The sequence below is a fragment of the Methylobacterium isbiliense genome, from assembly GCF_022179325.1.
In the GTDB taxonomy this organism is placed as follows: domain Bacteria; phylum Pseudomonadota; class Alphaproteobacteria; order Rhizobiales; family Beijerinckiaceae; genus Methylobacterium; species Methylobacterium isbiliense.
Genome location: NZ_BPQQ01000029.1, coordinates 20,822 through 43,948 on the forward strand (window position 1 = coordinate 20,822; position 23,127 = coordinate 43,948).

29 protein-coding genes are annotated in these 23,127 nt (G+C 72.0%); 24 read left to right on the forward strand and 5 right to left on the reverse strand.

Translation table 11 applies throughout. The features are described from left to right. Positions 1 to 84 precede the first annotated feature (84 nt). The 12 genes from MFF61_RS12670 to MFF61_RS12725 all read left to right on the forward strand — a co-directional run bounded on the left by MFF61_RS12670 (position 85) and on the right by MFF61_RS12725 (position 8,548). Positions 85 to 324 (forward strand): hypothetical protein, encoded by a 240-nt coding sequence (locus MFF61_RS12670; protein ID WP_238235490.1) that lies wholly within the window; start codon positions 85 to 87, stop codon positions 322 to 324. Between the two features lie 227 nt (positions 325 to 551). After that, a complete protein-coding gene (locus tag MFF61_RS12675; protein ID WP_238235491.1) occupies positions 552 to 1,019 on the forward strand; it encodes a (2Fe-2S)-binding protein in 468 nt (155 codons plus the stop codon). Between the two features lie 13 nt (positions 1,020 to 1,032). Next, a complete protein-coding gene (locus MFF61_RS12680) occupies positions 1,033 to 3,210 on the forward strand; it encodes a xanthine dehydrogenase family protein molybdopterin-binding subunit (RefSeq protein WP_238235492.1) in 2,178 nt (725 codons plus the stop codon). Beyond that, positions 3,207 to 3,512, forward strand: coding sequence for a c-type cytochrome (locus MFF61_RS12685; RefSeq protein WP_238235493.1), 306 nt, complete (start codon positions 3,207 to 3,209; stop codon positions 3,510 to 3,512). The genes MFF61_RS12680 and MFF61_RS12685 overlap by 4 nt, the downstream gene beginning before the upstream one ends. Further along, positions 3,509 to 4,762, forward strand: coding sequence for an NAD(P)/FAD-dependent oxidoreductase (locus MFF61_RS12690; protein WP_238235494.1), 1,254 nt, complete (start codon positions 3,509 to 3,511; stop codon positions 4,760 to 4,762). Before MFF61_RS12685 ends, MFF61_RS12690 begins: the two co-directional genes overlap by 4 nt. A 110-nt stretch (positions 4,763 to 4,872) precedes the next feature. Continuing rightward, positions 4,873 to 5,307: a sulfur oxidation c-type cytochrome SoxX gene (soxX, locus tag MFF61_RS12695; protein WP_238235495.1), complete on the forward strand. Its 435-nt coding sequence runs from the start codon at positions 4,873 to 4,875 to the stop codon at positions 5,305 to 5,307. An 8-nt stretch (positions 5,308 to 5,315) separates the two neighbouring features. After that, a complete protein-coding gene (locus MFF61_RS12700; protein ID WP_238235496.1) occupies positions 5,316 to 5,777 on the forward strand; it encodes a SoxY-related AACIE arm protein in 462 nt (153 codons plus the stop codon). 5 nt (positions 5,778 to 5,782) lie between these two features. Further along, positions 5,783 to 6,103, forward strand: coding sequence for a thiosulfate oxidation carrier complex protein SoxZ (gene soxZ / locus MFF61_RS12705; RefSeq protein ID WP_238235497.1), 321 nt, complete (start codon positions 5,783 to 5,785; stop codon positions 6,101 to 6,103). 4 nt (positions 6,104 to 6,107) lie between these two features. Then, on the forward strand, positions 6,108 to 6,869 hold the full coding sequence (gene soxA / locus MFF61_RS12710; protein ID WP_238235498.1) for a sulfur oxidation c-type cytochrome SoxA: 762 nt from the start codon (positions 6,108 to 6,110) through the stop codon (positions 6,867 to 6,869). Between the two features lie 52 nt (positions 6,870 to 6,921). Then, positions 6,922 to 7,572: a nitrile hydratase subunit alpha gene (gene nthA / locus MFF61_RS12715; RefSeq protein ID WP_238235499.1), complete on the forward strand. Its 651-nt coding sequence runs from the start codon at positions 6,922 to 6,924 to the stop codon at positions 7,570 to 7,572. Further along, on the forward strand, positions 7,569 to 8,243 hold the full coding sequence (gene nthB, locus MFF61_RS12720) for a nitrile hydratase subunit beta (RefSeq protein ID WP_238235500.1): 675 nt from the start codon (positions 7,569 to 7,571) through the stop codon (positions 8,241 to 8,243). The genes nthA and nthB overlap by 4 nt, the downstream gene beginning before the upstream one ends. Next, on the forward strand, positions 8,240 to 8,548 hold the full coding sequence (locus MFF61_RS12725; protein ID WP_238235501.1) for a nitrile hydratase accessory protein: 309 nt from the start codon (positions 8,240 to 8,242) through the stop codon (positions 8,546 to 8,548). Before nthB ends, MFF61_RS12725 begins: the two co-directional genes overlap by 4 nt. 81 nt (positions 8,549 to 8,629) lie before the next feature. On the opposite strand, the gene rpsT is transcribed toward MFF61_RS12725, so the two are convergent. Further along, positions 8,630 to 8,896 (reverse strand): 30S ribosomal protein S20, encoded by a 267-nt coding sequence (gene rpsT, locus MFF61_RS12730; protein WP_238235502.1) that lies wholly within the window; start codon positions 8,894 to 8,896, stop codon positions 8,630 to 8,632. A 241-nt stretch (positions 8,897 to 9,137) separates the two neighbouring features. Between rpsT and speB the strand changes: the two genes are divergently transcribed. The 6 genes from speB (at position 9,138) to recF (ending at position 15,207) form a co-directional block, all read left to right on the forward strand. Beyond that, the gene (gene speB, locus MFF61_RS12735) at positions 9,138 to 10,154 is read left to right on the forward strand and encodes an agmatinase (protein ID WP_238235503.1); all 1,017 of its coding nucleotides are present in this window, start codon (positions 9,138 to 9,140) and stop codon (positions 10,152 to 10,154) included. A 603-nt stretch (positions 10,155 to 10,757) separates the two neighbouring features. After that, positions 10,758 to 12,233, forward strand: coding sequence for a chromosomal replication initiator protein DnaA (gene dnaA / locus MFF61_RS12740; RefSeq protein ID WP_238235504.1), 1,476 nt, complete (start codon positions 10,758 to 10,760; stop codon positions 12,231 to 12,233). 162 nt (positions 12,234 to 12,395) lie between these two features. Continuing rightward, on the forward strand, positions 12,396 to 13,517 hold the full coding sequence (gene dnaN / locus MFF61_RS12745) for a DNA polymerase III subunit beta (protein WP_238235505.1): 1,122 nt from the start codon (positions 12,396 to 12,398) through the stop codon (positions 13,515 to 13,517). Between the two features lie 29 nt (positions 13,518 to 13,546). Beyond that, on the forward strand, positions 13,547 to 13,780 hold the full coding sequence (locus tag MFF61_RS12750; protein ID WP_238235506.1) for a hypothetical protein: 234 nt from the start codon (positions 13,547 to 13,549) through the stop codon (positions 13,778 to 13,780). A gap of 116 nt (positions 13,781 to 13,896) precedes the next feature. Then, entirely contained in the window at positions 13,897 to 14,037 is a 141-nt protein-coding gene (locus MFF61_RS12755; RefSeq protein WP_238235508.1) for a hypothetical protein, read from the forward strand. A gap of 18 nt (positions 14,038 to 14,055) precedes the next feature. Then, entirely contained in the window at positions 14,056 to 15,207 is a 1,152-nt protein-coding gene (recF, locus tag MFF61_RS12760) for a DNA replication/repair protein RecF (RefSeq protein ID WP_238235510.1), read from the forward strand. A gap of 90 nt (positions 15,208 to 15,297) precedes the next feature. On the opposite strand, the gene MFF61_RS12765 is transcribed toward recF, so the two are convergent. Then, complete coding sequence (locus MFF61_RS12765) at positions 15,298 to 15,618, reverse strand: type II toxin-antitoxin system VapC family toxin (protein WP_238235511.1); 321 nt, start codon at positions 15,616 to 15,618, stop codon at positions 15,298 to 15,300. Continuing rightward, positions 15,618 to 15,872 (reverse strand): type II toxin-antitoxin system VapB family antitoxin, encoded by a 255-nt coding sequence (locus MFF61_RS12770; RefSeq protein ID WP_238235512.1) that lies wholly within the window; start codon positions 15,870 to 15,872, stop codon positions 15,618 to 15,620. Before MFF61_RS12770 ends, MFF61_RS12765 begins: the two co-directional genes overlap by 1 nt. A gap of 99 nt (positions 15,873 to 15,971) precedes the next feature. On the opposite strand from MFF61_RS12770, the gene recQ reads away from it, so the two are divergent. After that, the gene (gene recQ, locus MFF61_RS12775) at positions 15,972 to 17,819 is read left to right on the forward strand and encodes a DNA helicase RecQ (RefSeq protein ID WP_238235513.1); all 1,848 of its coding nucleotides are present in this window, start codon (positions 15,972 to 15,974) and stop codon (positions 17,817 to 17,819) included. Positions 17,820 to 17,861: 42 nt separating this feature from the next. On the opposite strand, the gene MFF61_RS12780 is transcribed toward recQ, so the two are convergent. Together MFF61_RS12780 and MFF61_RS12785 are read right to left on the reverse strand one after the other, a co-directional pair. Beyond that, positions 17,862 to 18,179, reverse strand: a complete 318-nt coding sequence (locus MFF61_RS12780) for a type II toxin-antitoxin system YafQ family toxin (RefSeq protein WP_238235514.1) — start codon at positions 18,177 to 18,179, stop codon at positions 17,862 to 17,864. Continuing rightward, positions 18,154 to 18,480 (reverse strand): type II toxin-antitoxin system RelB/DinJ family antitoxin, encoded by a 327-nt coding sequence (locus tag MFF61_RS12785; protein ID WP_373324685.1) that lies wholly within the window; start codon positions 18,478 to 18,480, stop codon positions 18,154 to 18,156. Before MFF61_RS12785 ends, MFF61_RS12780 begins: the two co-directional genes overlap by 26 nt. A 126-nt stretch (positions 18,481 to 18,606) precedes the next feature. Here MFF61_RS12785 and purL point away from each other — a divergent pair, with 126 nt between their 5' ends. The 5 genes from purL (at position 18,607) to MFF61_RS12810 (ending at position 22,877) form a co-directional block, all read left to right on the forward strand. Next, positions 18,607 to 20,832 (forward strand): phosphoribosylformylglycinamidine synthase subunit PurL, encoded by a 2,226-nt coding sequence (purL, locus tag MFF61_RS12790; protein ID WP_238235515.1) that lies wholly within the window; start codon positions 18,607 to 18,609, stop codon positions 20,830 to 20,832. 23 nt (positions 20,833 to 20,855) lie between these two features. Next, the gene (locus tag MFF61_RS12795) at positions 20,856 to 21,092 is read left to right on the forward strand and encodes a BolA family protein (protein ID WP_238235516.1); all 237 of its coding nucleotides are present in this window, start codon (positions 20,856 to 20,858) and stop codon (positions 21,090 to 21,092) included. A gap of 325 nt (positions 21,093 to 21,417) precedes the next feature. Continuing rightward, positions 21,418 to 21,756 (forward strand): Grx4 family monothiol glutaredoxin, encoded by a 339-nt coding sequence (grxD, locus tag MFF61_RS12800; RefSeq protein ID WP_238235517.1) that lies wholly within the window; start codon positions 21,418 to 21,420, stop codon positions 21,754 to 21,756. A gap of 123 nt (positions 21,757 to 21,879) precedes the next feature. Next, complete coding sequence (locus MFF61_RS12805) at positions 21,880 to 22,071, forward strand: hypothetical protein (protein WP_238235518.1); 192 nt, start codon at positions 21,880 to 21,882, stop codon at positions 22,069 to 22,071. Positions 22,072 to 22,265: 194 nt separating this feature from the next. Further along, positions 22,266 to 22,877 (forward strand): DUF1989 domain-containing protein, encoded by a 612-nt coding sequence (locus MFF61_RS12810; protein ID WP_238235519.1) that lies wholly within the window; start codon positions 22,266 to 22,268, stop codon positions 22,875 to 22,877. Positions 22,878 to 23,127 lie beyond the last annotated feature (250 nt).

A 23,127-nucleotide genomic window follows, 5' to 3' on the forward strand; every position in this document is an offset into this window, starting at 1 on the left:
GGAGAGAACACGCTTCTCCATCCGGGCTCAACTTCGAAAGACGCATCCATTGATCGCGGGGCTGTCGGACGCGACATTCCCCGCATGACCACGCCCTTCCCCCCGTCCCGGACGCCGGCCTTCGACCCCTTCGGCGAACCGTCCGAGACCGTGCCCTGCCCCACGGCCGGGCCGGGGGACCGGCGCGCGCGCCGGATCGCCATCGCGGCGTTCTGGAGCCTCGCCCTGCTGATCACGGCGGGCCGGGCCTATTGGGGCGTCCATCCCGCGCAGCAGCCGAGCCAGGACACGGCGTCGGTCGCCGCCTCGACCACGATCCGCTGAGGCGCGGGGGCGCGCGGCGCCGGGCGCGGCGCAGGAGTTTCCTCACTCAACTCCCGAGTGCACGAACCGCTCGCGCATCCGTCAATTGACAGCGCTTGCGTCCCGCCTAGTTTCCCCGTTCGTATCCGAGCGGCCGAACCCCCGGCGGCCCTCCCGCCGGGTTTCCTCGTTTCGGCCGACCGATCCCGGCGCGGGTTCCCCGCGCGTCCAGGCGGGGGCGATCCAGCATGTTCAAGCTGACCATCAATGGGTCCGTGCGCGAGGTCGAGGCCGAGCCCGACACGCCGCTCCTCTGGGTCATCCGCGAGCAGGTCGGGCTGACCGGCACCAAGTACGGCTGCGGCATCGCGCAGTGCGGCGCCTGCACGGTGCACATCGACGGGCAGGCCGTGCGCTCCTGCTCCCTGCCGGTCTCCTCGGTGAGCGCGGAGCAGAAGATCGTCACGATCGAGGGCCTGAGCCCCGACCGCTCGCATCCGGTGCAGAAGGCCTGGGCGGCCCTCGACGTGCCGCAATGCGGCTTCTGCCAGTCGGGCATGATCATGGCCTCGGCGGCTCTGCTGGCCCAGAACCCGAAGCCGAGCGAGCAGGAGATCCGCCAGGAGATCACCAACATCTGCCGCTGCGGCACCTACAACCGGGTGCTCGCCGGCATCAAGCTCGCCGCCGAGGGCGGCGAGGCCGGTCGCGGCTAAAGGGAGACGCGCCATGACGACACCCCGTCCCGCCCTCTCCCGCCGCGGCTTCCTGGCCGGCTCCGCCGTCGCCGCGGGCGCCTTCAGCCTCGGCTTCCACGTGCCGCTCGACGCTGAGGCCGCTCCCGGCGCGCCCGAGATCAACGCCTGGGTGGTGGTGCGCCCCGACGACACGGTGGTGATCCGCATCGCCCGCTCGGAGATGGGCCAGGGCACGCTCACGGGTCTCGCCCAGCTCGTCGCCGAGGAACTCGCCTGCGACTGGTCGAAGGTGACGACCGAGTACCCGACGCCCGGCCAGAACCTCGCGCGCAACCGCGTCTGGGGCGACTTCTCCACCGGCGGCAGCCGGGGCATCCGCGAATCCTACGTCGCGGTGCGCAAAGGGGGTGCCGCCGCCCGCACCATGCTGGTCGCCGCGGCCGCCAGGGAATGGGGCGTCGACCCCGCCGGATGCCGGGCGGAGAAGAGCGTCATCACCCATCCGGCCTCCGGGCGCAGCACCACCTACGGCCAAGTGGCGGCGCTCGCCGCCACGCTGGAGCCGCCGAAGGATCCGCCCCTGAAGGACCCGAAGGACTGGACGGTCGCCGGCCAGTCGGTGAAGCGCCTCGACACCCTGCCGAAGCTCGACGGCAGCCAGGTCTACGGCATGGACCTCACGCTCGACGGCATGCTCAACGCCGCGATCCGCGACTGCCCGGTGACGGGCGGCAAGGTGAGGAGCTTCGACGCGGCGGCCGTCTCCGGCATGCCCGGGGTGAGGAAGGTGGTGCAGGTCGGCGAGACCGGCGTGGCGGTGATCGCCGACACGTTCTGGCGTGCCAAGACCGCCCTCGACGCATTGCCCGTGGTCTGGGACGAGGGGCCGAACGCGCGCGTGTCGAGCGAGACGATCGCGGCGGTGCTCAAGGAGGGCCTCGACGCCGAGGAGGCGTTCGTCGGCAACAAGGCCGGCGATGTCCAGGCGGCCCTGCGCGGCGCCGCCAAGGTGGTGGAGGCGACCTACGCCTACCCGTTCCAGAACCACGCCACCATGGAGCCGATGAACGCGACGGCGCGCTGGACGCCGGAGCGCTGCGAGGTTTGGACCCCGACCCAGAACGGCGAGGCGGCGCTCGCCGCCGCCGCCGAGGCGGCCGGTCTCTCCCCGCGCCAGTGCGAGGTCTACAAGATCCATCTCGGCGGCGGCTTCGGGCGGCGCGGCGCCACCCACGACTGGGTGCGCCAAGCCGTCCTGATCGCCCGCGAGATGCCCGGCACGCCGGTCAAGCTGATCTGGACCCGCGAGGAGGACATGACGCATGGCCGGTACCACCCGGTCACGCAGTGCCGCATGCGCGCCGCCCTCGACGAGAAGGGCAACCTCACCGGCCTGCAGATGCGCATCTCCGGCCAGTCGATCCTGGCGGCGATCGTGCCGGGCCGGCTCGGGCCGGACGGCAAGGACCCGGTGACCTTCCAGGGCCTCAACCCGGGCGGGGCGGAGGCGGCGATCGGCTACACGATCCCGAACCTCCTCATCGACCACGCCATGCGCAACCCGCACATCATCCCGGGCTTCTGGCGGGGCGTGAACACCAACCCCAACGCCATCTACCTCGAATGCTTCCTCGACGAGGTGGCGCACGCGGCCGGCCAGGATCCGCTCGCCTTCCGGCGCAAGCTGATGGCGAACCACCCCAAGCACCTCGCGGTGCTGAACGCCGCGGCCGAGCGGATCGGCTGGGACCGCAAGCCGCCCGCGGGCGTCCACCGGGGCATCGCCCAGATCATGGGCTTCGGCAGCTACGTCGCGGGCGCCGCCGAGGTGTCGGTGGCGGAGGACGGCAAGGTGAAGATCCACCGCATCGTCGCGGCCACCGACCCGGGCGTCGCCATCAACCCGCAGCAGATCGAGGCGCAGGTCGAGGGCTCGTTCGTGTACGGCCTCTCGGCCGCTCTCTACGGCGCCTGCACGGTCAAGGACGGTCGGATCGAGCAGGCGAACTTCGACACCTACCCGGTGATGCGCCTCGACGACATGCCGGCGGTCGAGACCGTGCTGGTGCCCTCTGGCGGCTTCATCGGCGGGGTCGGCGAGCCGACCATCGCGGTGGCGGCGCCGGCGGTGCTGAACGCGATCTTCGCCGCCACCGGCAAGCGGGTGCGGCAGATCCCGCTCAAGAACGCCGACCTGCGCCGCGCGTGAGGGGCCTCCGCGCCCTGGCGCTCCTCGCCCTGGCGCTCCTGGGGCTCGGCGCGGCCCCCGCCGCCGCCGGGCCCGTCCCGGCGCCGCCGGGCGCCTCCTCCTGCTCGGGCTGCCACGGGGCGCACGGCGAGGGCGCCTTCGCGCCGCTCGCCGGCCGCCCGGCGTCCGACATCGCCGCGGCGCTCGCCGCCTACCGGTCGGGCGAGCGCCCCGCCACGGTGATGACCCGGATCGCCAAGGGCTTCACCGAGGCCGAGAGCCGGGCCATCGCGGCCTATCTCGAACAGCAGGCCGCGCCGTGAGCGGGCCGACCCGCCGCGCCGTCCTCGGCACCCTCGCGGGGCTCGCCGCCGCACCGGCCCTGGGTCAGGACGCGCGCGGGCGCGTCGTGGTGCTGGGCGGCGGCTTCGGCGGCGCCTCGGCGGCCCGCGCCCTTCACCGCGCCGGCCTCTCGGTGACGCTGGTGGAGGCCGAGACCACCTACACCGCCTGCCCGTTCAGCAACGAGGTGATCGCCGGCCTCCAGCCGCTGGCGGCGCAGCGCTTCGGCTACGAAGGCCTGCGCCGGGCCGGCATCGCGGTGGTGCACGCGGTCGCGACCGGGATCGACGGCGGGGCGCGATCGGTCGCGCTGGCGGATGGCAGCCGGCTTCCGTACGACCGCTTGGTCCTCTCCCCCGGCATCGCCCTGCGGTTCGACGCGATCCCCGGCTACGACGAGGCCGCGGCCGAGGTGATGCCGCATGCCTGGAAGGCCGGGGCGCAGACGGAGCTGCTGGCGCGTCGCCTCGCGGACCTGCCGGACGGCGGCACCGTGGTGCTGTCGGTGCCGGCCAATCCCTACCGCTGCCCACCCGGCCCCTACGAGCGCGCGAGCCTGATCGCGCACGTCCTCAAGACGCGAAAGCCCCGCTCCAAGCTCATCGTGCTCGACGCCAAGGACACCTTCTCCAAGCAGAAGCTGTTCGAGGCCGCCTGGAAGGAGCTTTACCCCGACCACCTCGAATACGTGCCGCTGGCGGCGGGCGGGCAGGTGACGGCGGTCGATCCGGGGACAATGACGGTCCGCACCGACTTCTCGGAGGTCAGGGCGGCGCTCGCCTGCATCATCCCGCCCCAGCGCGCAGCACCGATCGCGACGGCGGCGGGCGTCGCCGACCGCACCGGCTGGTGCCCGATCGACCCGGTGACGTTCGAGTCGCGGCTGGTGCCGGGCATCCACGTCGTCGGCGATGCCTGCATCGGCGGCGCGATGCCGAAATCCGCCTTCTCGGCCAACGCCCAGGCGAAGGTCTGCGCCGACGCGGTCGCCGATCTCATGGCCGGCCGCACGCCGGCGACGCCGAAGCTGATCAACACCTGCTACAGCCTCGTCGCGCCCGGCTACGGCATCTCGGTGGCGGGGGTCTATCGGCCGGCGAACGGCGTGCTCGCCGACGTCGAGGGCGCGGGCGGCACCAGCTCCCTCGACGCGCCGATGGAAGCCCGCCGCGCGGAAGCCGCCTACGCGGAGGCGTGGTACCGGACCATCACGGCGGACGTGTTCGGGTGACGGCCCAATTCTGCATCCGCAGCAACCAACTCGAGACCCGCGGGGAACCCCTCTCCCGTGCGGGAGAGGGGTTCCCCGCGCCGCCCGCGGCCACCGGCCCCGCGCGGACCGTGAGAAGGATCGCCCTCGCGGCCCCGCTCCTGCTCCTCCTTCCCGCCTTCGCTCCCTACGCGGTCGAGGGCGACGCCATTCCGGCTCCCCTCGAAGGCCGGGCCGGCGACCCGGCCCGGGGCCGGGCCATCGCCACCGATGCGCGCAAAGGCCTGTGCACCCTCTGCCATGCGGGCCTGGGCGCGCGGCCGGAGGGCGATCTCGGGCCGAGCCTCGCGGGGGTGGGGGCGCGGCTCTCGCCGGGCCAGCTGCGGCTGCGGCTCGTCGACGGCCGCGCCTTGAATCCCGCAACCGTGATGCCCTCGTATTACCGCATCGACGGCCTGACGCGGGTCGGGCCGGCCTGGCGCGACCGGCCCATCCTGGAGGCCGCGGAGATCGAGGACGTGGTCGCGTATCTGGCGACGCTGCGCCGCGAGGAGGAGGACCGATGAGAGGGCCGATGAGCTGGACACCCGACCGGCGCAGGCTGCTCGTCGGCGGCGCGGCGCTGATCGTCCTGACGCCGCAGCGGGCGCTCGCGGTCGCGCGTCCGCCGCGCGAGCCCACCGCCGCGGCAATCCGGCGCTTCGCGGGCGAGGCCGAGATCCGGCCGGGCCGCGTTCATCTCGACCTGCCGCCGCTGGTCGAGAATGGCAACGCGGTGCCGCTCGCCGTGAGCGTGGACTCGCCGATGTCGGCCACCGACTTCGTGCGCCGCATCGCGGTGTTCAACGACAAGAACCCGCAGCCGAACGTGATCACGGTCCATCTCGGCCCGAAGGCCGGGCGCGCCGCGATAACCACCCGCATCCGCCTGGCCGACACACAGACGGTGACGGCGATCGCCGAATTGAGCGACGGCAGCTACTGGTCCGCGACCGCCGACGCGATCGTGACCCTCGCCGCCTGCGTGGAGGGCTGAGGCGCATGGCCCGCACCCTGATCAACCTGCCCAAGACCGCCAAGGCCGGCGCGGTGATCGAGATCAAGACCCTGATCTCGCACCCGATGGAGACGGGCTACCGCCCCGGCCCCGAGGGCCGGCTCGTGCCGCGCGACATCATCACGGAGTTCGTCTGCCGCTTCGAGGGCGAGGAGGTCTTCCGGGCCGAGCTCTTCCCGGCCACCTCGGCCAATCCCTACCTGACCTTCACCACGCTGGCCGAGCGCAGCGGCACCTTCACCTTCACTTGGACCGGCGACAACGGCTTCTCGCAGACGGAGAGCGCCGCCCTGACGGTGACCTGAGGCCGTGCGCCGCGCCCTTCTTGGCCTCCTGCTGCTGGCGGTTCCGGCGGCGGCCGAGATCGCGCCCGGCGAGCGGCGCTCCGGCTTCGACCAGATGACGCCGGAACTGCGCGCGATGCAGACCGACGAGGCCGCCAATCCGGGCCAGCTCTGGGTCGGCGACGGGGAGGAGGCCTGGGCGGCGGCCCCGCCCACCGGCCGGCCCGCCTGCGCCGGCTGCCACGGCGCGGTCGCGACGATGCGCGGGGTGGCGGCCCGCTATCCGGCCTGGGACGAGGCGGCGGCCCGCCCGGTGGACCTGCAGGGCCGGATCAACCTGTGCCGCACGCGCCATCAGGGCGCCGATCCCCTCCCCTTCGAGAGCCGCCCGCTCCTTGCGCTGACGGCCGCGGTGGCGGCGCAGTCCCGCGGCCTGCCCGTGGCGCCGCCGGCCGATCCGCGGCTCGACCCCGCCCGGGCGGAGGGCGAGCGCCTGTTCACGCGGCGCACCGGCCAGCTCGACCTCGCCTGCGCGCAATGCCACGACGCGCTCTGGGGCCGGCGCCTCGGCGCGAGCACCATCCCGCAGGGTCACCCCAACGGCTACCCGCTCTACCGGCTCGAATGGCAGGATCTCGGCTCGCTCCAGCGTCGCCTGCGCAACTGCCTCACGGGGATGCGGGCGGAGCCCTACCCCTTCGGCGCGCCCGAGTACCTCGCCCTCGAACTCCATCTGATGCGGCGAGCGCAGGGGCTGGCGATCGAGGCGCCGGCGGTGCGGCCGTGAGGCGTGACGCGCCCCGCGCGGCGGTCTAAGTCTTCGCTCCGGGAGAGACGGCATGGCGCACGACCACCACGACCACGACCACGACCACCACGACCATCATCACGGCAGCGAACTCTCGCCGATGGACCTGCGGGTGCGGGCGCTCGAATCGATCCTCGTCGAGAAGGGCTACGTCGATCCAGCCGCGCTCGACGCGCTGATCGAGACCTACGAGTCGAAGATCGGCCCGCGCAACGGCGCGCAGGTCGTGGCGCGGGCCTGGGTCGATCCGGCCTACAGGGCCCGGCTCCTCGACGACGCGACGGCGGCGATCCGCGAACTCGGCTTCGGCGGCCGGGGCGGCGAGCACATGGTGGTGGTGGAGAACACCCCCGAGGAGCACAACCTCGTCGTCTGTACGCTCTGCTCCTGCTACCCCTGGCCGGTGCTCGGCCTGCCGCCGGTCTGGTACAAGTCGCCGCCCTACCGCTCCCGGGCGGTGATCGACCCGCGCGGCGTGCTGGCAGAGTTCGGCGTCACGCTGCCCGGGACGACGCGCATCCGCGTGTGGGATTCCACCGCGGAACTCCGCTACATGGTCCTGCCGATGCGCCCGGCCGGCAGCGACCACCTCGACGAGGCGGCGCTCGCCGATCTCGTCACCCGCGACGCGATGATCGGCACCGGGCTTCCCCTCTCTCCCGACCAGGTGGTGCGCTCATGAACGGCGGGCAGGATCTCGGCGGCATGCAGGGCTTCGGGCCGATCGGCTTCGAGGCGGACGAGCCCTGGTTCCACGCCCCCTGGGAGCGGCGCGTCTTCGCGATGGTGATGGCGATGGGGCTCACCGGAACCTGGAACCTCGACGCGAGCCGCGCCGCGCGCGAATCGCTGCCGCCCGGCGAGTACCTCACCTCCAGCTACTACCGGATCTGGTTCCGGGCGCTGGAGAAGCAGGTGGTGCAGCACGGCCTCGTGACCGAGGGCGAACTGGCGGCGGGCGCCGCGCTGACGCCGCCGGCCCCGGTCGCCCGCGTGCTCAAGGGCGAGGAGGTGGCGCCGCTCTTCGCCCGCGGCTTCCCGAGCGACCGCCCCGGCCCGGACCGGCCCCGCTTCGCGGCGGGCGACGAGGTGACGGCCAAGACCATCAACCCGCCGGGCCATACCCGGCTGCCGCGCTACGTCCGCGGGCGCACCGGCGTGGTGGAGCGGGTGCACGGCCGCTTCGTCTTTCCGGATTCCAACGCGCATTTCGCGGGCGAGGCGCCGCAATGGCTCTACACGGTGCGCTTCGCCGGGGTGGAGCTGTGGGGCGAGGATGCCGATCCGGGCCTCGCGGTCTCGGTCAATGCCTTCGAGAGCTACCTCGAACCCGCGCGCGGGCGCGCCGCATGAGGCCCGAGGACCCGCCGGCCTTCGCGGCGCCCTGGGAGGCCCAGACCTTCGCGATGGTCGTGGCGCTGCACGATCGCGGCCTGTTCACCTGGAGCGAGTGGGCAGAGGCGCTGGGGGAGGCGAGCCGCGACGGCGACCGGCCGGCGGACTACGCTCTCTGGCTGGAGACGATCGAGCGGCTCCTGGCCGAGCGCGGCGTCACCACGGCCCACGCCCTCGCCGACCGGCAGACCGCCTTCGCCCGGGCGGCCGCGGCGACGCCCCACGGCGAGCCGATCGCGCTGACGAACGATCCGGGGCCGTGACGGGCCGGTACGGGCGGCCGCCGCGCATGAAAAAGCCCGGCGCAGGGCCGGGCCGTTTCGTCGCCGGAGCGTGGCCGAAGCTTACGCCTGGAGCGCCTTCACCCGCGCGGCGAGGCGCGAGACCTTCCGGGAGGCCGTGTTCTTGTGCACGATGCCCTTCTGCGACGCGCGCATGATCTCCGGCTGCGCGGCGGACAGGGCCGCCTGGGCGCTGGTGGCGTCGCCGGAGGCGATCGCCTCCTCGACCTTGCGCACGAAGGTGCGCATGCGGCTGCGGCGCGAGCGGTTGATCGCCGTGCGCTTGGCGATCTTGCGGGTCATCTTCTTGGCCGACGTGGTGTTGGCCATCGGTCTTCCTCATTCTCGATTGCGCGATGACCCGACCGGGCCGGGACGACGTCGCGTGCATGGCGCTGAAAGCACAGGAACCCCGCCGGGGCGAGCCGGCGGGTCCGCGAGGCGCCTCCTATAGCCGCGCCGCCGCGCAGCGTCAACGCGCCTGCGCGGGGCAATCGCCCGGCCCGACTCCTCATCCGGGCGCCGTCCCGCTAGGACTGACGCTGCCGCGACACGCAGGAGAGGCCCGGCCATGAGTGAGGATTCCATGAGTGAGGATGCCGCCCAGCAGGCGCGACTCGCCCGGTTCCAGCCGCTCTCCGGCATGGTGATGCCGCGTTTCGCCGGGCTCGCGAGCCTGATGCGCCTGCCCGTGCTGGAGCCCGCCGCGGCGATCCGGGAGGGCGTCGAGATCGGGCTGTTCGGCATCCCCCTCGACAGCGCCACCACCAACCGGCCCGGCGCCCGGCTCGGGCCGCGCGGCGTGCGCGAGCAATCGGCGCTGATGCGCCTCGTCAACCATGCCTCCGGCGTCTCGCCCTACGAGCTCTGCGCCTGCGCGGATCTCGGCGACGTGCCGGTCAATCCGGTGGACGTGGCCGACACCCTGGCCCGCATCGAGGCCTTCGCCGGCCCGCTCCACGCCGCCGGCCTGACGATGCTGGCGATCGGGGGCGACCACCTCGTCACCTACCCGCTGCTGCGGGTGATCGGCGCACGGGCGCCGGTCGGCCTGATCCACATCGATGCCCACAGCGACACCGCGGACAGTTATTTCGGCGGTGCCCGCCTGACCCACGGCACGCCCTTCCGCCGGGCGATCGAGGACGGCGTGCTCGATCCCCGGCGCATGGTGCAGATCGGCATCCGCGGCACGCTCTATGCCCGCGACGAGCGCCGCTGGGCGCTCGACCAGGGCATCCGGATCATCGAGATGGAGAGCGTGATCGCGCAGGGGCTGCCCGCCGTGGTGACGGAGGCGCGGGCCATCGTCGGATCGGCCCCGACCTATCTCAGCTTCGACATCGATTCCCTCGATCCCGCCTTCGCGCCCGGCACCGGCACGCCAGAGATCGGCGGCTTCACCTCGCGCGAGGCGCTGTTCCTGGTTCGCGCCCTGCGGGGGCTCGACCTGATCGGGGCCGACGTGGTGGAGGTGGCCCCGCCCCTCGATCCCGGGGGCACCACGGCGCTGGTCGGTGCGACGATCGCCTTCGAACTCCTCTGCCATCTGGCGGAGGCCCGCGCGCGGCGCAGCCGCCAGGGCTGACGAACGGCAGGCCCGCGGGAGTCAAGCCCCGCGGCGCCCCCGCGGGGCTGTCCACCGCCGTATCCCCGGCCCCCGCCCGGTTCTCGACACCCTGCGGCGCGGGGGGCGCCGGACCGGCCGTGATTCCGCAGCTTCGGCGAAGATCGCGCCCGCCCAAGGCGTTGGGCCGGGACAAGCTGTGCGCGGGCAGTGGGCCGCACGACGCCTCAACGCATCCTTAACCATCCGGTGAAGCCTCGCTGTTGCGAAGCTTCACCAGGAAAGCGTAACGTTCCGGAGGTTCGCCGTCCGGCGGATCCCGCCTTCGACATCCTCAAGTCACGACCCGACTCGTCGGCCCGCAGGCCGCCGCCGGACGAGTCGTGCCCGGGCGCCTGCCCGCCGGGATGCTGATTCGGCGGGATGTCGAAGCGGTGCGCCCCTTAAGGGAAACGAGACTTCTTGTTGATAGACCCGTGGGGAAGCCGGGGATGGCGCTGGGGGTAGTTGACTCCCCGTTCTGAACCAGGGCCGACATGGTTCGAACTGGGACATGTCGGGAGTTGCGTATCGGCGTACGGGCCGCGGGCGGGCAGCCGCGGGCGGTCCGAGAGAGGACCCATCATGCGTATGGACGGCAGCTTGGCGGAAGGGGTCGATCCGGGCAGGAGCGGCGGCGGCGGCAGCGAGTACGCGGCGGCGTGGCAGCGGGTGAAGCGCCGTCTGCGGGCGGAACTCGGCGAGGACGTCTTCGCGAGCTGGTTCGCCCGCCTCGAACTGCAGGAGGTGGCGGGCGGCGTCGCGCGGCTGACCGTGCCGACCCGGTTCCTGAAGAGCTGGATCGAATCCCACTACCTCGACCGGGTGCTGGCCAATTTCCGCAGCGAGGCGGACGGCATCGAGAGCATCGAGGTCGGCGTGCGCGGCCCGATGGCGCAGCCCCGCGCGCCCGTCGCCATCGCCAAGCCGGCCGCGTCGCTGCGCCCGCCGGCGGCCTCTTCCCTGGTGGCCGAGGCGCACGAGCCCGAGCGCGCCGGGCGCGGCGAGGCGGCCGGGGATCTCAGCGGCGCGCCGCTGGATGCGCGCCTGACCTTCGAGAGCTTCGTGGTCGGCCGCTCGAACGCGCTGGCGCACGCGGCGGCCGAGCGCGTGGCGGGCCACGAGGGCAGCACGCCCCTCTACAACCCGCTCTACTTCCACGCGGGCGTGGGCCTGGGCAAGACGCACCTGCTGCACGCGATCGGGCATGCCGCCAAGGGCCACGGCCGGCGGGTGATCTACCTCACCGCCGACCGCTTCATGTACGGCTTCGTCAACGCCCTGAAGACCCAGAACGCGCTGGCCTTCAAGGAGCGCCTGCGCGCCATCGACGTCCTGATCCTCGACGACGTGCAGTTCATCCAGGGCCGCTCGATCCAGGCGGAGTTCGGCCACACGCTGAACGCGCTGATCGATGCCGGGCGACAGGTGGTGGCCGCCGCCGACCGGCCGCCGACCGAGCTGGAGAGCCTGGACGAGCGGGTGCGCTCGCGCCTCGCGGGCGGGCTCGTGGTCGAGATCGGCACCCTCGACGAGGCGTTGCGGGCCACCATCCTGCACTCGCGCCTGGAGGCGGTGCGCGCCACGCACCCGGCCTTCGAGGTGAGCCCGGCGGTGGCCGAGTACGTCGCCAAGGCGATCACCGCCAACGGGCGCGACCTCGAAGGGGCGGTCAACCGGCTGCTGGCCCACGCGACCCTGACGGGCGCCCCCGTGACCCTGGAGACCGCCGAGACGGCGATCCGCGACCTCGTCAAGAACCGCGAGCCCAAGCGCGTCAAGATCGAGGACATCCAGAAGCTGGTGGCGAGCCGCTACAACGTCTCGCGCTCCGACATCCTGTCGGAGCGGCGCACCGCCGCCGTGGTCAAGCCGCGCCAGATCGCCATGTACCTCTCGAAGGTGCTGACGCTGCGCTCGCTGCCCGAGATCGGGCGCCGCTTCGGCGGGCGCGACCACACCACGGTGCTGCACGCGGTGCGCAAGATCGAGAAGGCGATCGGCGAGGATGCCGCGCTGAGCGACGAGGTCGAACTCCTCAAGCGCATGCTGCAGGACTGATCCACCGTTTCCCCCGGGTTCGGGCGGTTCTCCACGGAGCGCCGCCCGGCCGCCGGCTTGCCTTACGGGTGCGCCTTCGCCAAAGTTCCGGTCCGTGCGGGGCACGGGAGTGATGCGGCGCCGGCCGGACGGCCGGATGGTTGAAGACGGCGGACCACCCCCATGAGAGTGACAGTCGAGCGCGCGGCCCTCCTTCGGTCGCTCGGCCACGTGCACCGCGTCGTGGAGCGGCGCAACACGATCCCGATCCTGTCGAACGTGCTGCTGCGGTCGAGCCCGGAGGGCCTGCAGCTCAAGGCCACCGACCTCGACATCGAGGTGACCGAGACGATCCCGGCCGACGTGGCCGATGGCGGCGCCACCACGGTGCCGGCCCACGTGATCTACGACATCGTGCGCAAGCTGCCGGACGGCGCCCAGGTCTCCCTGGAGACGAGCGGCGACACGAACCAGATGCAGATCCGCTCCGGCCGCTCGCGCTTCACCCTGGGGGCCCTGCCGGAGACGGACTTCCCCGATCTCGCGGCGGGCGAACTGCCGCATCGCTTCCAGCTCCAGGCCGCCGAGCTGAAGAAGCTGATCGACAAGACCCAGTTCGCGATCTCCACCGAGGAGACCCGCTACTACCTCAACGGCATCTTCTTCCACACCATCGAGGCCGAGGGCGGGCTGAAGCTGCGCGCGGTCGCCACCGACGGGCACCGCCTCGCCCGCGTCGAGATGCCGGCCCCCGAGGGCAGCGAGGGCCTGCCGGGCATCATCGTGCCGCGCAAGGCCGTGGCCGAGATCCAGAAGCTCGTGGAGGACGGCGGCGACAGCGTCGGGATCGAGATCTCGTCGGCCAAGGTGCGCTTCAGCTTCTCGACCGGCGTCACCCTGATCTCGAAGCTCATCGACGGCACCTTCCCGGATTACCAGCGCGTCATCCCGACCGGGAACGACAAGCGCCTGACCGTCGAGCGCGAGCAGTTCGCCAAGGCGGTCGACCGCGTCTCGACCATCTCCTCCGAGCGCGGCCGGGCCGTGAAGCTCGCGATGAGCGGCGGGCGGCTGTCCCTGTCGGTCAACAATCCGGATTCCGGCAGCGCCACCGAGGAGCTGGACGTCGATTACGAGGCGACACCGCTCGATATCGGCTTCAACGCCCGCTACCTCCTCGACATCACGGCGCAGCTCGACGGCGACACCGCCCTCTTCCGGCTCGCCGACCCCGGCTCCCCGACGCTGATCCAGGACAAGGACGACGCCCCGGCGCTCTACGTGCTGATGCCGATGCGGGTCTGACCCCGGCCGCCGGCGTTCGGGAGCACCGCATGCCGCACGCCGTGATCCCCGATCCGCCCTCGGAGGGGATCCTCGACGATCTCCGGAGCGGGCGCCACGGCGCGGCGTCCGAAGCCGTGAGCGAGGCGCTTCGCCGGCTGCGCGCCCGGGAGAGGCGGCAGGCGTGGCGGGCGGGCATTGCCAGCGGCGGCTGCGAGCCCGTCGACGGCGTGCTCGACGGGCTGGAGGAGCGGTACCGCGCCGAGCCGGACGCCGACGATTGAAGCCCGTCGTCATCTCGGCCCGTGCGCACGACGATCGCAGCAGCGCGCTGCGCTTCGTCATACGGTTGCGGCGTTCGTGCCTCCCGCCCGGGCGGCACCCCTCGCGGGGGGGCGCCGTGCCGGCCATCGCGCCCGGCCTGCGCGTGAGCGTGCTCGGCTCCTGCCTCATCCCGTCCCGCGTCCTCGACGACGCCGTGGCGATCGATCGCGTCGTGCAGGGGGCACGGGATCTTGCAACCATCCTGGATGACGGGTGATTGGGTGGCGCAACGCCCATGGCCGCCCCAGACCCCCTGCGCGTCACGCGCCTCATCGCCCGCGACTTCCGCAACCACGCCGCGCTCGACCTCGGCGTGGGACGCCGGTTCGTGGCGCTCGTCGGCGAGAACGGGGCGGGCAAGACCAACATCCTCGAAGCGCTCTCGCTGTTCGCGCCGGGGCGCGGCCTGCGCCGGGCGGATTTCGCCGCGATGGCCCGCGAGGGCGGCGCGGGCGGCTTCGCGGTGTCGCTCACCCTGAGCGGGCCGCACGGGGAGCACCGGGTCGGCACCGCCTGGGAGCCGCCGCAGAGCCGCGAGGAGGCCCGGGGTGGCCGCCTCTGCCGCATCGACGGGGCGAGCGCCCCCTCCCCCACCGCCTTCGCCGAGCACCTGCGGGTGGTCTGGCTCACCCCCGACCTCGACGCGCTGTTTCGCGGCCCGGCCGGCGACCGGCGCCGCTTCCTCGACCGGCTGGTGCTCGCGGTCGATGCCGGCCACGGCGCCCGGGTGAGCGCGATGGAGCGCAGCTTGCGCTCGCGCAACCGGCTCCTGGAGGAGCGGCCCGACGACGGCCCCTGGCTCGACGCGGTGGAGCGCGAGGTGGCGGAACTCGCCATCGCGGTGGCGCTGGCGCGCCGCGAGACGGTGGAGCGCCTCGACCGGCTGATCCTCGACACCCGCGACGAGGCCTCGCCCTTCCCCTGGGCCGGCGTGCGGCTCGACGGCGACATCGACGATCTCGTGGCGGTCTGGCCCGCCGTCGATGCCGAGGACCGCTTCCGCCTGACCCTGCGCCAGAACCGCCTGCGCGACCGGGCCGCCGGCCGCACGCTCGCCGGCCCTCAGGCCTCGGACCTCCTCGTGCGCCACGGCCCCAAGGACGTGCCGGCCGGCACCGCCTCGACGGGCGAGCAGAAGGCCCTGCTGATCGGCCTCGTGCTGGCGCATGCCCGCCTGGTCGCGGGCATGAGCGGCCTGCCGCCCCTCGTCCTCCTCGACGAGGTCGCCGCCCATCTCGACCCGCGCCGCCGCGCCGGCCTGTTCGACGCGCTCGAAGCCCTGCCGGGGCAGGTCTGGATGACGGGCGCCGACCCGGCGCTGTTTGCGGAACTGGGCGGGCGCGGCGACGTGGTGGCGGTCGGCGACGGGCGGCTCGGGCCGGCCTGACGGGCCTCAGGGAAGGCCCCGCGCCACGTCGGTGTGGACGAAGTCGTTGCCGACGAAGAGCAGGGGAACGCCGCGGGTCGCGGCGCAGGCCTAGGCGAAGCAATCCCCTGTGTTGAGCTGGGCCGGATGGCCGCGGCCCTTTCCGAACGTCTCGAAGGCCAGAAGGGCGGCTCTCGCTTCGCGTGCGCCCAAGGGGATGACGGCGATTGCGGCGGCCTTGATGAGAGCATCGACCTCTGTCAAGGCGATCTCCACCGGAATGCCCTTTTTTCGCGCAATCGCACTGACGGTTTCGAAGATAGCGAGAGCCGACGTCATCGGCGCCATCGCCGCATCCAGGCAGTCGGTGAGCGCTTCGTAACCGTCCTCACGCGATAGGATCGCGACGAGCGCCGAGGCATCGACGAACATCAGGCTTCACCGCTCAGGTCGTCGAAGAAGGCCTTGTCGGCGTCCAGGCCGGTGGAGGGATAACCGCCGATCCGGTCTTGGATCGGCTTGATGCGCTCGCGCAGCGGCCGTGCCCCCGAGAGCCGTGACTCTTGGCGCCGTTGCAGTTCATTCGCGAGTGCCATACGCACCGCTTCGGTCTTGCTGACGCGCGCGATCGACGCCAGCGTCTCGGCGAGGCGATCGACCTCCTCATCCCGGTCGTTCAGCGGCATCGCGGACCTGCGGTGTGGACGCGGGCAGAGTAGTGTCGAAGAGGGACGGCCGCAACGGCACCGGGCGTCTCCGCGACTCCGACCAGACGCAGGGATCCGATGACCTCACGCCTCGACGAGGCCCGCGCCGCCCTCCGCACCACCTTCGGGTACGAGGATTTCCGATCCGGCCAGGCCGAGGTGATCGGGGCCGTGCTCGACGGGCGCGACGTGCTCGCGGTGATGCCGACGGGGTCGGGCAAGTCGATGACCTACCAGCTGCCGGCCCTGGTGGAGGGCTCGCTCACCGTGGTGGTCTCGCCCCTGATCGCGCTGATGCACGATCAGGTGCAGCAGATGCAGGGGTTCGGCGTCGCCGCCGCGACCCTCAACTCCACGGTCGACGAGGCGAAGGCCAAGGCGGCGTGGCGCCAGATCCGCGCCGGCGACCTGCGGCTCCTGTTCGTCTCGCCCGAGCGGCTGCTGATGGACGGGCTGATCGAGGCGCTCAAGAGCGCGGGCGTGCGCCGCCTCGCGGTGGACGAGGCGCATTGCGTCTCGCAATGGGGCCACGATTTCCGGCCCGAGTACCGCGACCTCGCCCGCGCCCGCGAGGCGCTTGGCGGCGTGCAGATGGTGGCGCTGACCGCCACCGCCGACACCGCGACCCGGGCCGACATCACCGAGCGGCTGTTTCCGGCCGGCCGCCAGCCCGAGATCTTCGTCCACTCCTTCGACCGGCCGAACATCCGCCTGACCTTCGCGCCCAAGGAGCACGCCACGCGCCAGATCAGCCGCTTCCTGCGCCCGCGCCGGGCCGAGAGCGGCATCGTCTACTGCTCCTCGCGCAAGCGCACCGAGCAGCTCGCCCAGGTGCTGCAGGAGGAGGGCGTCAACGCCCTGCCCTACCATGCGGGCCTCGACCAGGGCACGCGGATGCGCAACCAGGATTCCTTCCTGCAGGAGGACGGCATCGTCATGGTGGCGACCGTGGCCTTCGGCATGGGCATCAACAAGCCGGACGTGCGCTTCGTCTGCCACGCCGACATGCCGTCCAACGTCGAGGGCTACTACCAGGAGATCGGCCGCGCGGGCCGCGACGGGCTGCCGGCCGACACCCTCACGCTCTACGGCCTCGACGACATGGCGCTGCGCCGCCGCCAGATCGACGAGAAGGACATCCCCGACGAGCGCCGCCGGGTCGAGCGCCGCAAGCTCGAGGCGATGATCGCGCTCTGCGAGGGCGCCTCCTGCCGCCGCCAGTCGCTGCTCGGCTATTTCGGCGAGGCGAGCGGGCCGTGCGGGCGCTGCGACCTCTGCCGCGGCGGCGTCGCGCTGATCGACGGCACGGTAGCGGCCCAGAAGGTGCTGTCGGCGATCGTGCGCACCGGCCAGCGCTTCGGCGCGGCCTATGTCTGCGACCTCGTCCACGGCAAGGAGAGCGACCAGATCCGCCGCAACGGCCATGCCCGGCTGAAGACCTTCGGGGTTGGCGCCGACAAGCCCGTGGCGGCGTGGCGCGCCATCCTGCGCCAGCTCTTCGCGGCCGGCGCCGTGCAGGAGAACGCCGACGGCTACGGCGGCCTCGCGATGACCGAGAAGGGCGAGGCGATCCTGTTCGGCCGGGAGACCGTGCAGCTGCGCCCCGACCCGGAGCCGCGCCCGCCCAAGGAGCGGCGCGGCAAGGCGGCGGAGCGCGACGACACGCTCGGCCTCCCGCCCGAGGACGAGGAGCTGTTCCAGCACCTGCGGGGCCTGCGCGCCACGCTCGCCCGCCAGGAGGGCGTGGCCGCCTACATGATCTTTCCCGATCGCACCCTGATCGAGATGGCCCGCGCCAAGCCCGTCGACCTCTGGGCGCTGCGCTCGGTGCACGGGGTCGGCGAGCGCAAGCGCGAGGCCTACGGCGAGGCCTTCACGCAGGCGATCGCGGAGTTCCTGGCGGATGCGGGCAAGCGGGCGGGGTGACGCGTTCGAGGCCACCCGGGATGCGGCGATGCCGGTGCGCGCCTACTCGAACAGATCGGCGTGCGTGCCCGCCCGTCCGAAGACGATGCTGCCTTCGAGACGGTAGATCAGGAGAACATCGCCGCCGATGTGGCATTCGCGATGATCGGACCACGCGCCCTTCGACGCGTGGTCGAGCCATTCCGGGCCGAGAGGCGAATCGTTCGCGATCAGCAGGAGCATCGCCTCCTTCAGGCGCCCCATATCGAACCGCCCGGAGCGAGCGAGACGCTCCCAATCCTGGCTGAAGGCTCTGGCGCAATCGGAGGTGCGCGGCCGATTGGCCCGCTTCTTGTCAGCGGCTCTCTTTGTCGAGGGCATCGAGCACGGCCTCTGCCGTGTCGAGGCGGGCGCGCCGGGTGCGTGCCACGTCCCGCGCCTCCTGCATGGCCGCCCGCGTCGCCGCGTTCGGCGCCTTCAGTGCGAAGGGCAGCGCCTTCTCGTTCGCGATGCGCGTCAGCGTCATGCGCACGACGTCGGAGACCGTCAGCCCCATCTCCGCCAGGACCGAGGCGGCGTCGTTCTTCAGCGTCTCGTCGATCCGTGCCGGACGAAGGCGTTCGACGCCCTTGGCGACCTCCTCGCTCCTGCGTGCGAGTCGTGGCTCAATTGAGCGACACACGCGATGCGGCGCGTGCCGCCAGGACGCTGGGTGCGACGCCTGCGAGACGCATCGGCACGAGTTGCCATCCGGTCCCGCGAGGCATTAAGCGCAACGCATGCCCAGGGCCGCCGGAAAGGGTGCCGCATGATCCGCAACGACATCGCCATCACGCCCGATCTCGTGCGCCAGCACGGCCTCACCGAGGAGGAGTACGCGCGCTTCACGGGGCTGATCGGCCGCGAGCCGACCATCACCGAACTCGGCATCGTCTCGGCGATGTGGAACGAGCACTGCTCCTACAAGTCCTCGCGCATCCACCTGCGGACGCTGCCGACCTCCGGGCCCTGGGTGATCCAGGGGCCGGGCGAGAATGCGGGCGTCATCGACATCGGCGACGGGCTCGCCTGCGTGTTCAAGATGGAGAGCCACAACCACCCGAGCTTCATCGAGCCCTACCAGGGCGCGGCGACCGGGGTCGGCGGCATCCTGCGCGACGTGTTCACGATGGGCGCGCGGCCGATCGCGGCGCTGAACGCGCTGCGCTTCGGCTCGCCCGACCATCCCCGCACCCGCCACCTCGTGGCCGGCGTGGTCGCGGGCATCGGCGGCTACGGCAATTCCTTCGGCGTCCCCACGGTCGGCGGCTCGGTCGGCTTCCACCGGCGCTACGACGGCAACATCCTGGTCAACGCGATGGCGGTGGGCCTCGCCCGCGCCGACGCGATCTTTTACGCCGCGGCCACCGGGGTCGGGAACCCGATCGTCTATCTTGGCTCCAAGACCGGGCGCGACGGCATCCACGGCGCCACCATGGCCTCGGCCGCCTTCGACGACGCGTCCGAGGAGAAGCGCCCCACCGTGCAGGTGGGCGATCCCTTCGCGGAGAAGCTGCTGCTCGAAGCCTGCCTGGAGCTGATGGCCTCGGGCGCCGTCATCGCCATCCAGGACATGGGGGCGGCAGGGCTGACCTGCTCGGCGGTCGAGATGGGCGCCAAGGGCAATCTCGGCGTGGAGCTGAACCTCGACGCGGTGCCGACCCGCGAGGCCGGCATGACTGCCTACGAGATGATGTTGTCGGAGAGCCAGGAGCGCATGCTCATGGTGCTCAAGCCCGGCATGGAGGAGGAGGCGAAGGCGATCTTCGTGAAGTGGGGCCTCGACTTCGCGATCATCGGCCACACCACCGACACCCTGCGCTTCGTCATCAAGCACGGGGGCGAGACCGTCGCGGACCTGCCGATCAAGGAACTGGGCGACGAGGCCCCGGTCTACGACCGCCCGCATCGCGCCAACACGCATCATCCGGTCCTGAAGGCCCAGGACGTGCCGGCCCCGCTCACCCACGGCGAGGCGCTGAAGAAACTCGTGGCCTCGCCCGACCTCGCCTCGAAGCGCTGGGCCTGGGAGCAGTACGACCACTACATCCTCGGCAACACCGTGCAGAAGCCCGGCGGCGACGCCGCGGTGGTGCGGGTCGAGGACGGCCCCAAGGGGCTGGCGCTGACCACCGACGTCACCCCGCGCTACTGCGAGGCCGACCCGGTCGAGGGCGGCCGGCAGGCCGTGGCCGAGGCGTGGCGCAACATCACGGCGGTGGGCGGCCGCCCGCTCGCCGTCACCGACAACCTCAATTTCGGCAACCCCGAGCGGCCGGAGGTGATGGGTCAGTTCGTCGGCTGCATCCAGGGCATCGGCGAGGCCTGCCGGGCGCTCGACTTCCCGGTCGTGTCCGGCAACGTGTCGCTCTACAACGAGACCAACGGCGTCGGCATCCTGCCGACGCCGACGATCGGCGGCGTCGGCGTGGTGGACGACGTGACGAAGATCGCCACCCTGGCGTTCAAGCGCGAGGGCGACGCGCTGGTCCTGATCGGCCGCACCGAGGGCTGGCTCGGCCAGTCGCTCTACCTCGCGGAGGTGTGCGGACGCGAGGAGGGGGCGCCGCCGCCCGTCGATCTCGCCGCCGAGCGCCGCAACGGCGACTTCGTGCGCGGGCTGATCGCCTCGGGGCTGGTCGACACCGTGCACGACCTCTCGGACGGCGGCCTCGCGGTGGCGCTGGCCGAGATGGCGATGGCCGGCAACATCGGCGCGGTCCTGCCCGATTGCCCGCTCGACGTGCCCTGCCACGCCTACCTGTTCGGCGAGGACCAGGGCCGCTACCTGCTCGCGGTCGATCCCGATACGGTGCCCGACCTCCTCTACAGCGCCGCCGCGCAGGGGATCGACGCGGCGCTGATCGGCATCACGGGGGCGGATTCGTTGACCCTGCCGGGCGACGAGATCATATCGGTGGCGGATTTGCGCGCCCGCCACGAGGCGTGGCTGCCGAACTACATGGCCGGACCGACCGCCGGCCCGACCGCCTGACTGCACCGACGGAGTGCCGCACCATGCCGATGGACGCCCGTGACATCGAGGCGATGATCAAGGAGGCCCTGCCCGATGCCCGGGTCGAGATCCGCGATCTCGCCGGCGACGGCGACCATTACGCCGCCACCGTCGTGTCCTCGGCCTTCAAGGGCAAGTCGCGGGTGCAGCAGCACCAGATGGTCTACGGCGCATTGCAGGGTCGCATGGGCGGCGTGCTGCACGCCCTTGCGCTGACCACGGGCGTTCCCCAGGATTAGCGCGGCGGAGCGCGCGATGGACCAGCCCAGCCTCTACGAGAACGACATCGTGATCTGGGCCGAGCAGCAGGCCTCGGCCCTGCGGGCGCTCGGGCTGCGTCCGGAACTGTCCAACGCGCTCGACTGGAACGCAGAAGACGAATGCCGACGCGAGCCTGCGCATCGACGGCGACAGGCTGGTCGAGGGGCTTCCCGAGCGGATGCCCTTCACACCCGAAGACCTGACCTCGCCGGCCTTCGACATGGACGTGGCCTTGCCGCGTCTCGCCTCTCGTCTCACACCCTCCGGCGGACACCGCCGCTCAACGCTTGAAGGACAGACATCATGACCGACGTCACCGCGCGCATCGAGAACGAGATCAAGTCCGAGGACGTGGTCGTGTTCATGAAGGGCACGCCGCAATTCCCGATGTGCGGCTTCTCGGGCCAAGTCGCCCAGATCCTCAACTACCTCGGCGTGCCCTACAAGGGCGTGAACGTGCTGGAGGACATGGAGATCCGCGAGGGCATCAAGGCCTACTCGAACTGGCCCACCATCCCGCAGGTCTACGTGAAGGGCGAGTTCGTCGGCGGCTGCGACATCACCCGGGAGATGTTCCAGTCGGGCGAGTTGCAGCAGATGCTCACCGAGAAGGGCATCAGCGTGAAGACCGCCGCGGCCTGAGCCGGTTGCCGGCCGCGCGCGTCCCGGCGCGCGGTCTCGGCCGCTGGCGGGGTGGGAACGGGGCGCAGGCTTGCCCTGTTGATCTGCCGCGCATCATCGCGCTCCGGTCGCCAGGAGTGCACCATGTCGGCCCGAACACCCGAGGAAGCCCGCGCCCAGATCGAATTCGCGTTGCAAGCCAAACGCGAATCTCTGCGCGCCGCGACCGATGTGCTCGTCACCGCACCGGCGGACCCGTCCGCACGCCGCCACGTCGACCGGCTGACGGAGGACATCGCGCGCCTGGAGATCCAGCTGCGCGGCGTCGCCGTGTGAGGCCGGCGGCCCAGCATACGGACCTGTCGGGCGGGTGATCCCACTCGCATCGTCTCCGTCGAGCCGAAGGCCTGGCGAGAATGCGAGAACCGGACCGACGATCATTCTCCACCGCCACCGCGGCGTGGCGTTCCGTCGCGCCGCGTGACCGTCCCGCCGCGCGTTGCCGCCCCGGTTCCAACGGGAGGTCGGGCATGGGGCAGCACGGACAGCCGGGTTCGGTCGGGCGGCACGAGATTCCACCGCGCTCCGGCGTGGCCTTCACCCTGGACCGCGGCCGGCGCCTCACGGTGATCGACCCGCAGGGTGAGCAGGTCGCCGACCTCGTGGCGTTCCGACGCGACGACATCGACGAGGTGATCTCCTCCGGGCGCACCCTCGACTATGCCGGGCGCCTGTTCCTCACCGCCGGCGACCCGCTCTACTCCAACCGCAGCACCGTCCTGCTGCGCATCGTCGAGGACACGGTCGGGCGGCACGATTTCCTGCTGACGCCCTGCTCGGCCGACACCTTCCGCATCCTCTACGACGACCCGCACCCGCACCGGGGCTGCTTCGGCAACCTCGCGGAGGCGCTGGCCGCCTTCGGGATCGGCCCCGACCGCATCCCGGTGGCCTTCAACGTCTTCATGAACGTCGCGGTGGACGGCACCACCGGGACCCTGCGGGTCGACCCGCCGCTCAGCCGCGCCGGCGACCGCGTGACCTTCGCGGCCGAGACCGACCTGATCATCGGCCTGACCGCCTGCTCGGCGCCGCAATCGAACAATTTCGCGTTCAAGCCGATCCATTACGTCATCGAGTGAGCCCCGTCCTGCCCCACAGGCCGGGATCTGCGTCAATATTCACTGTATCCTCCGGCTGACCGAAAGGTCGATGTGGCGAACAATAACGGTGAAGCCAGCGACCGGGCCGGGGCATCACGGCGAAGATGCCTCCGGAACAAGACCCGTTATCTTGAGTTGGTCGCGTGCCTTTGCCTCAGCGGCCAAGATGATCCCTCGGCTGCGCTCATCCTTCGCCGGTCCGGCGGCAGCCGGACCGGCGAAGGATGAG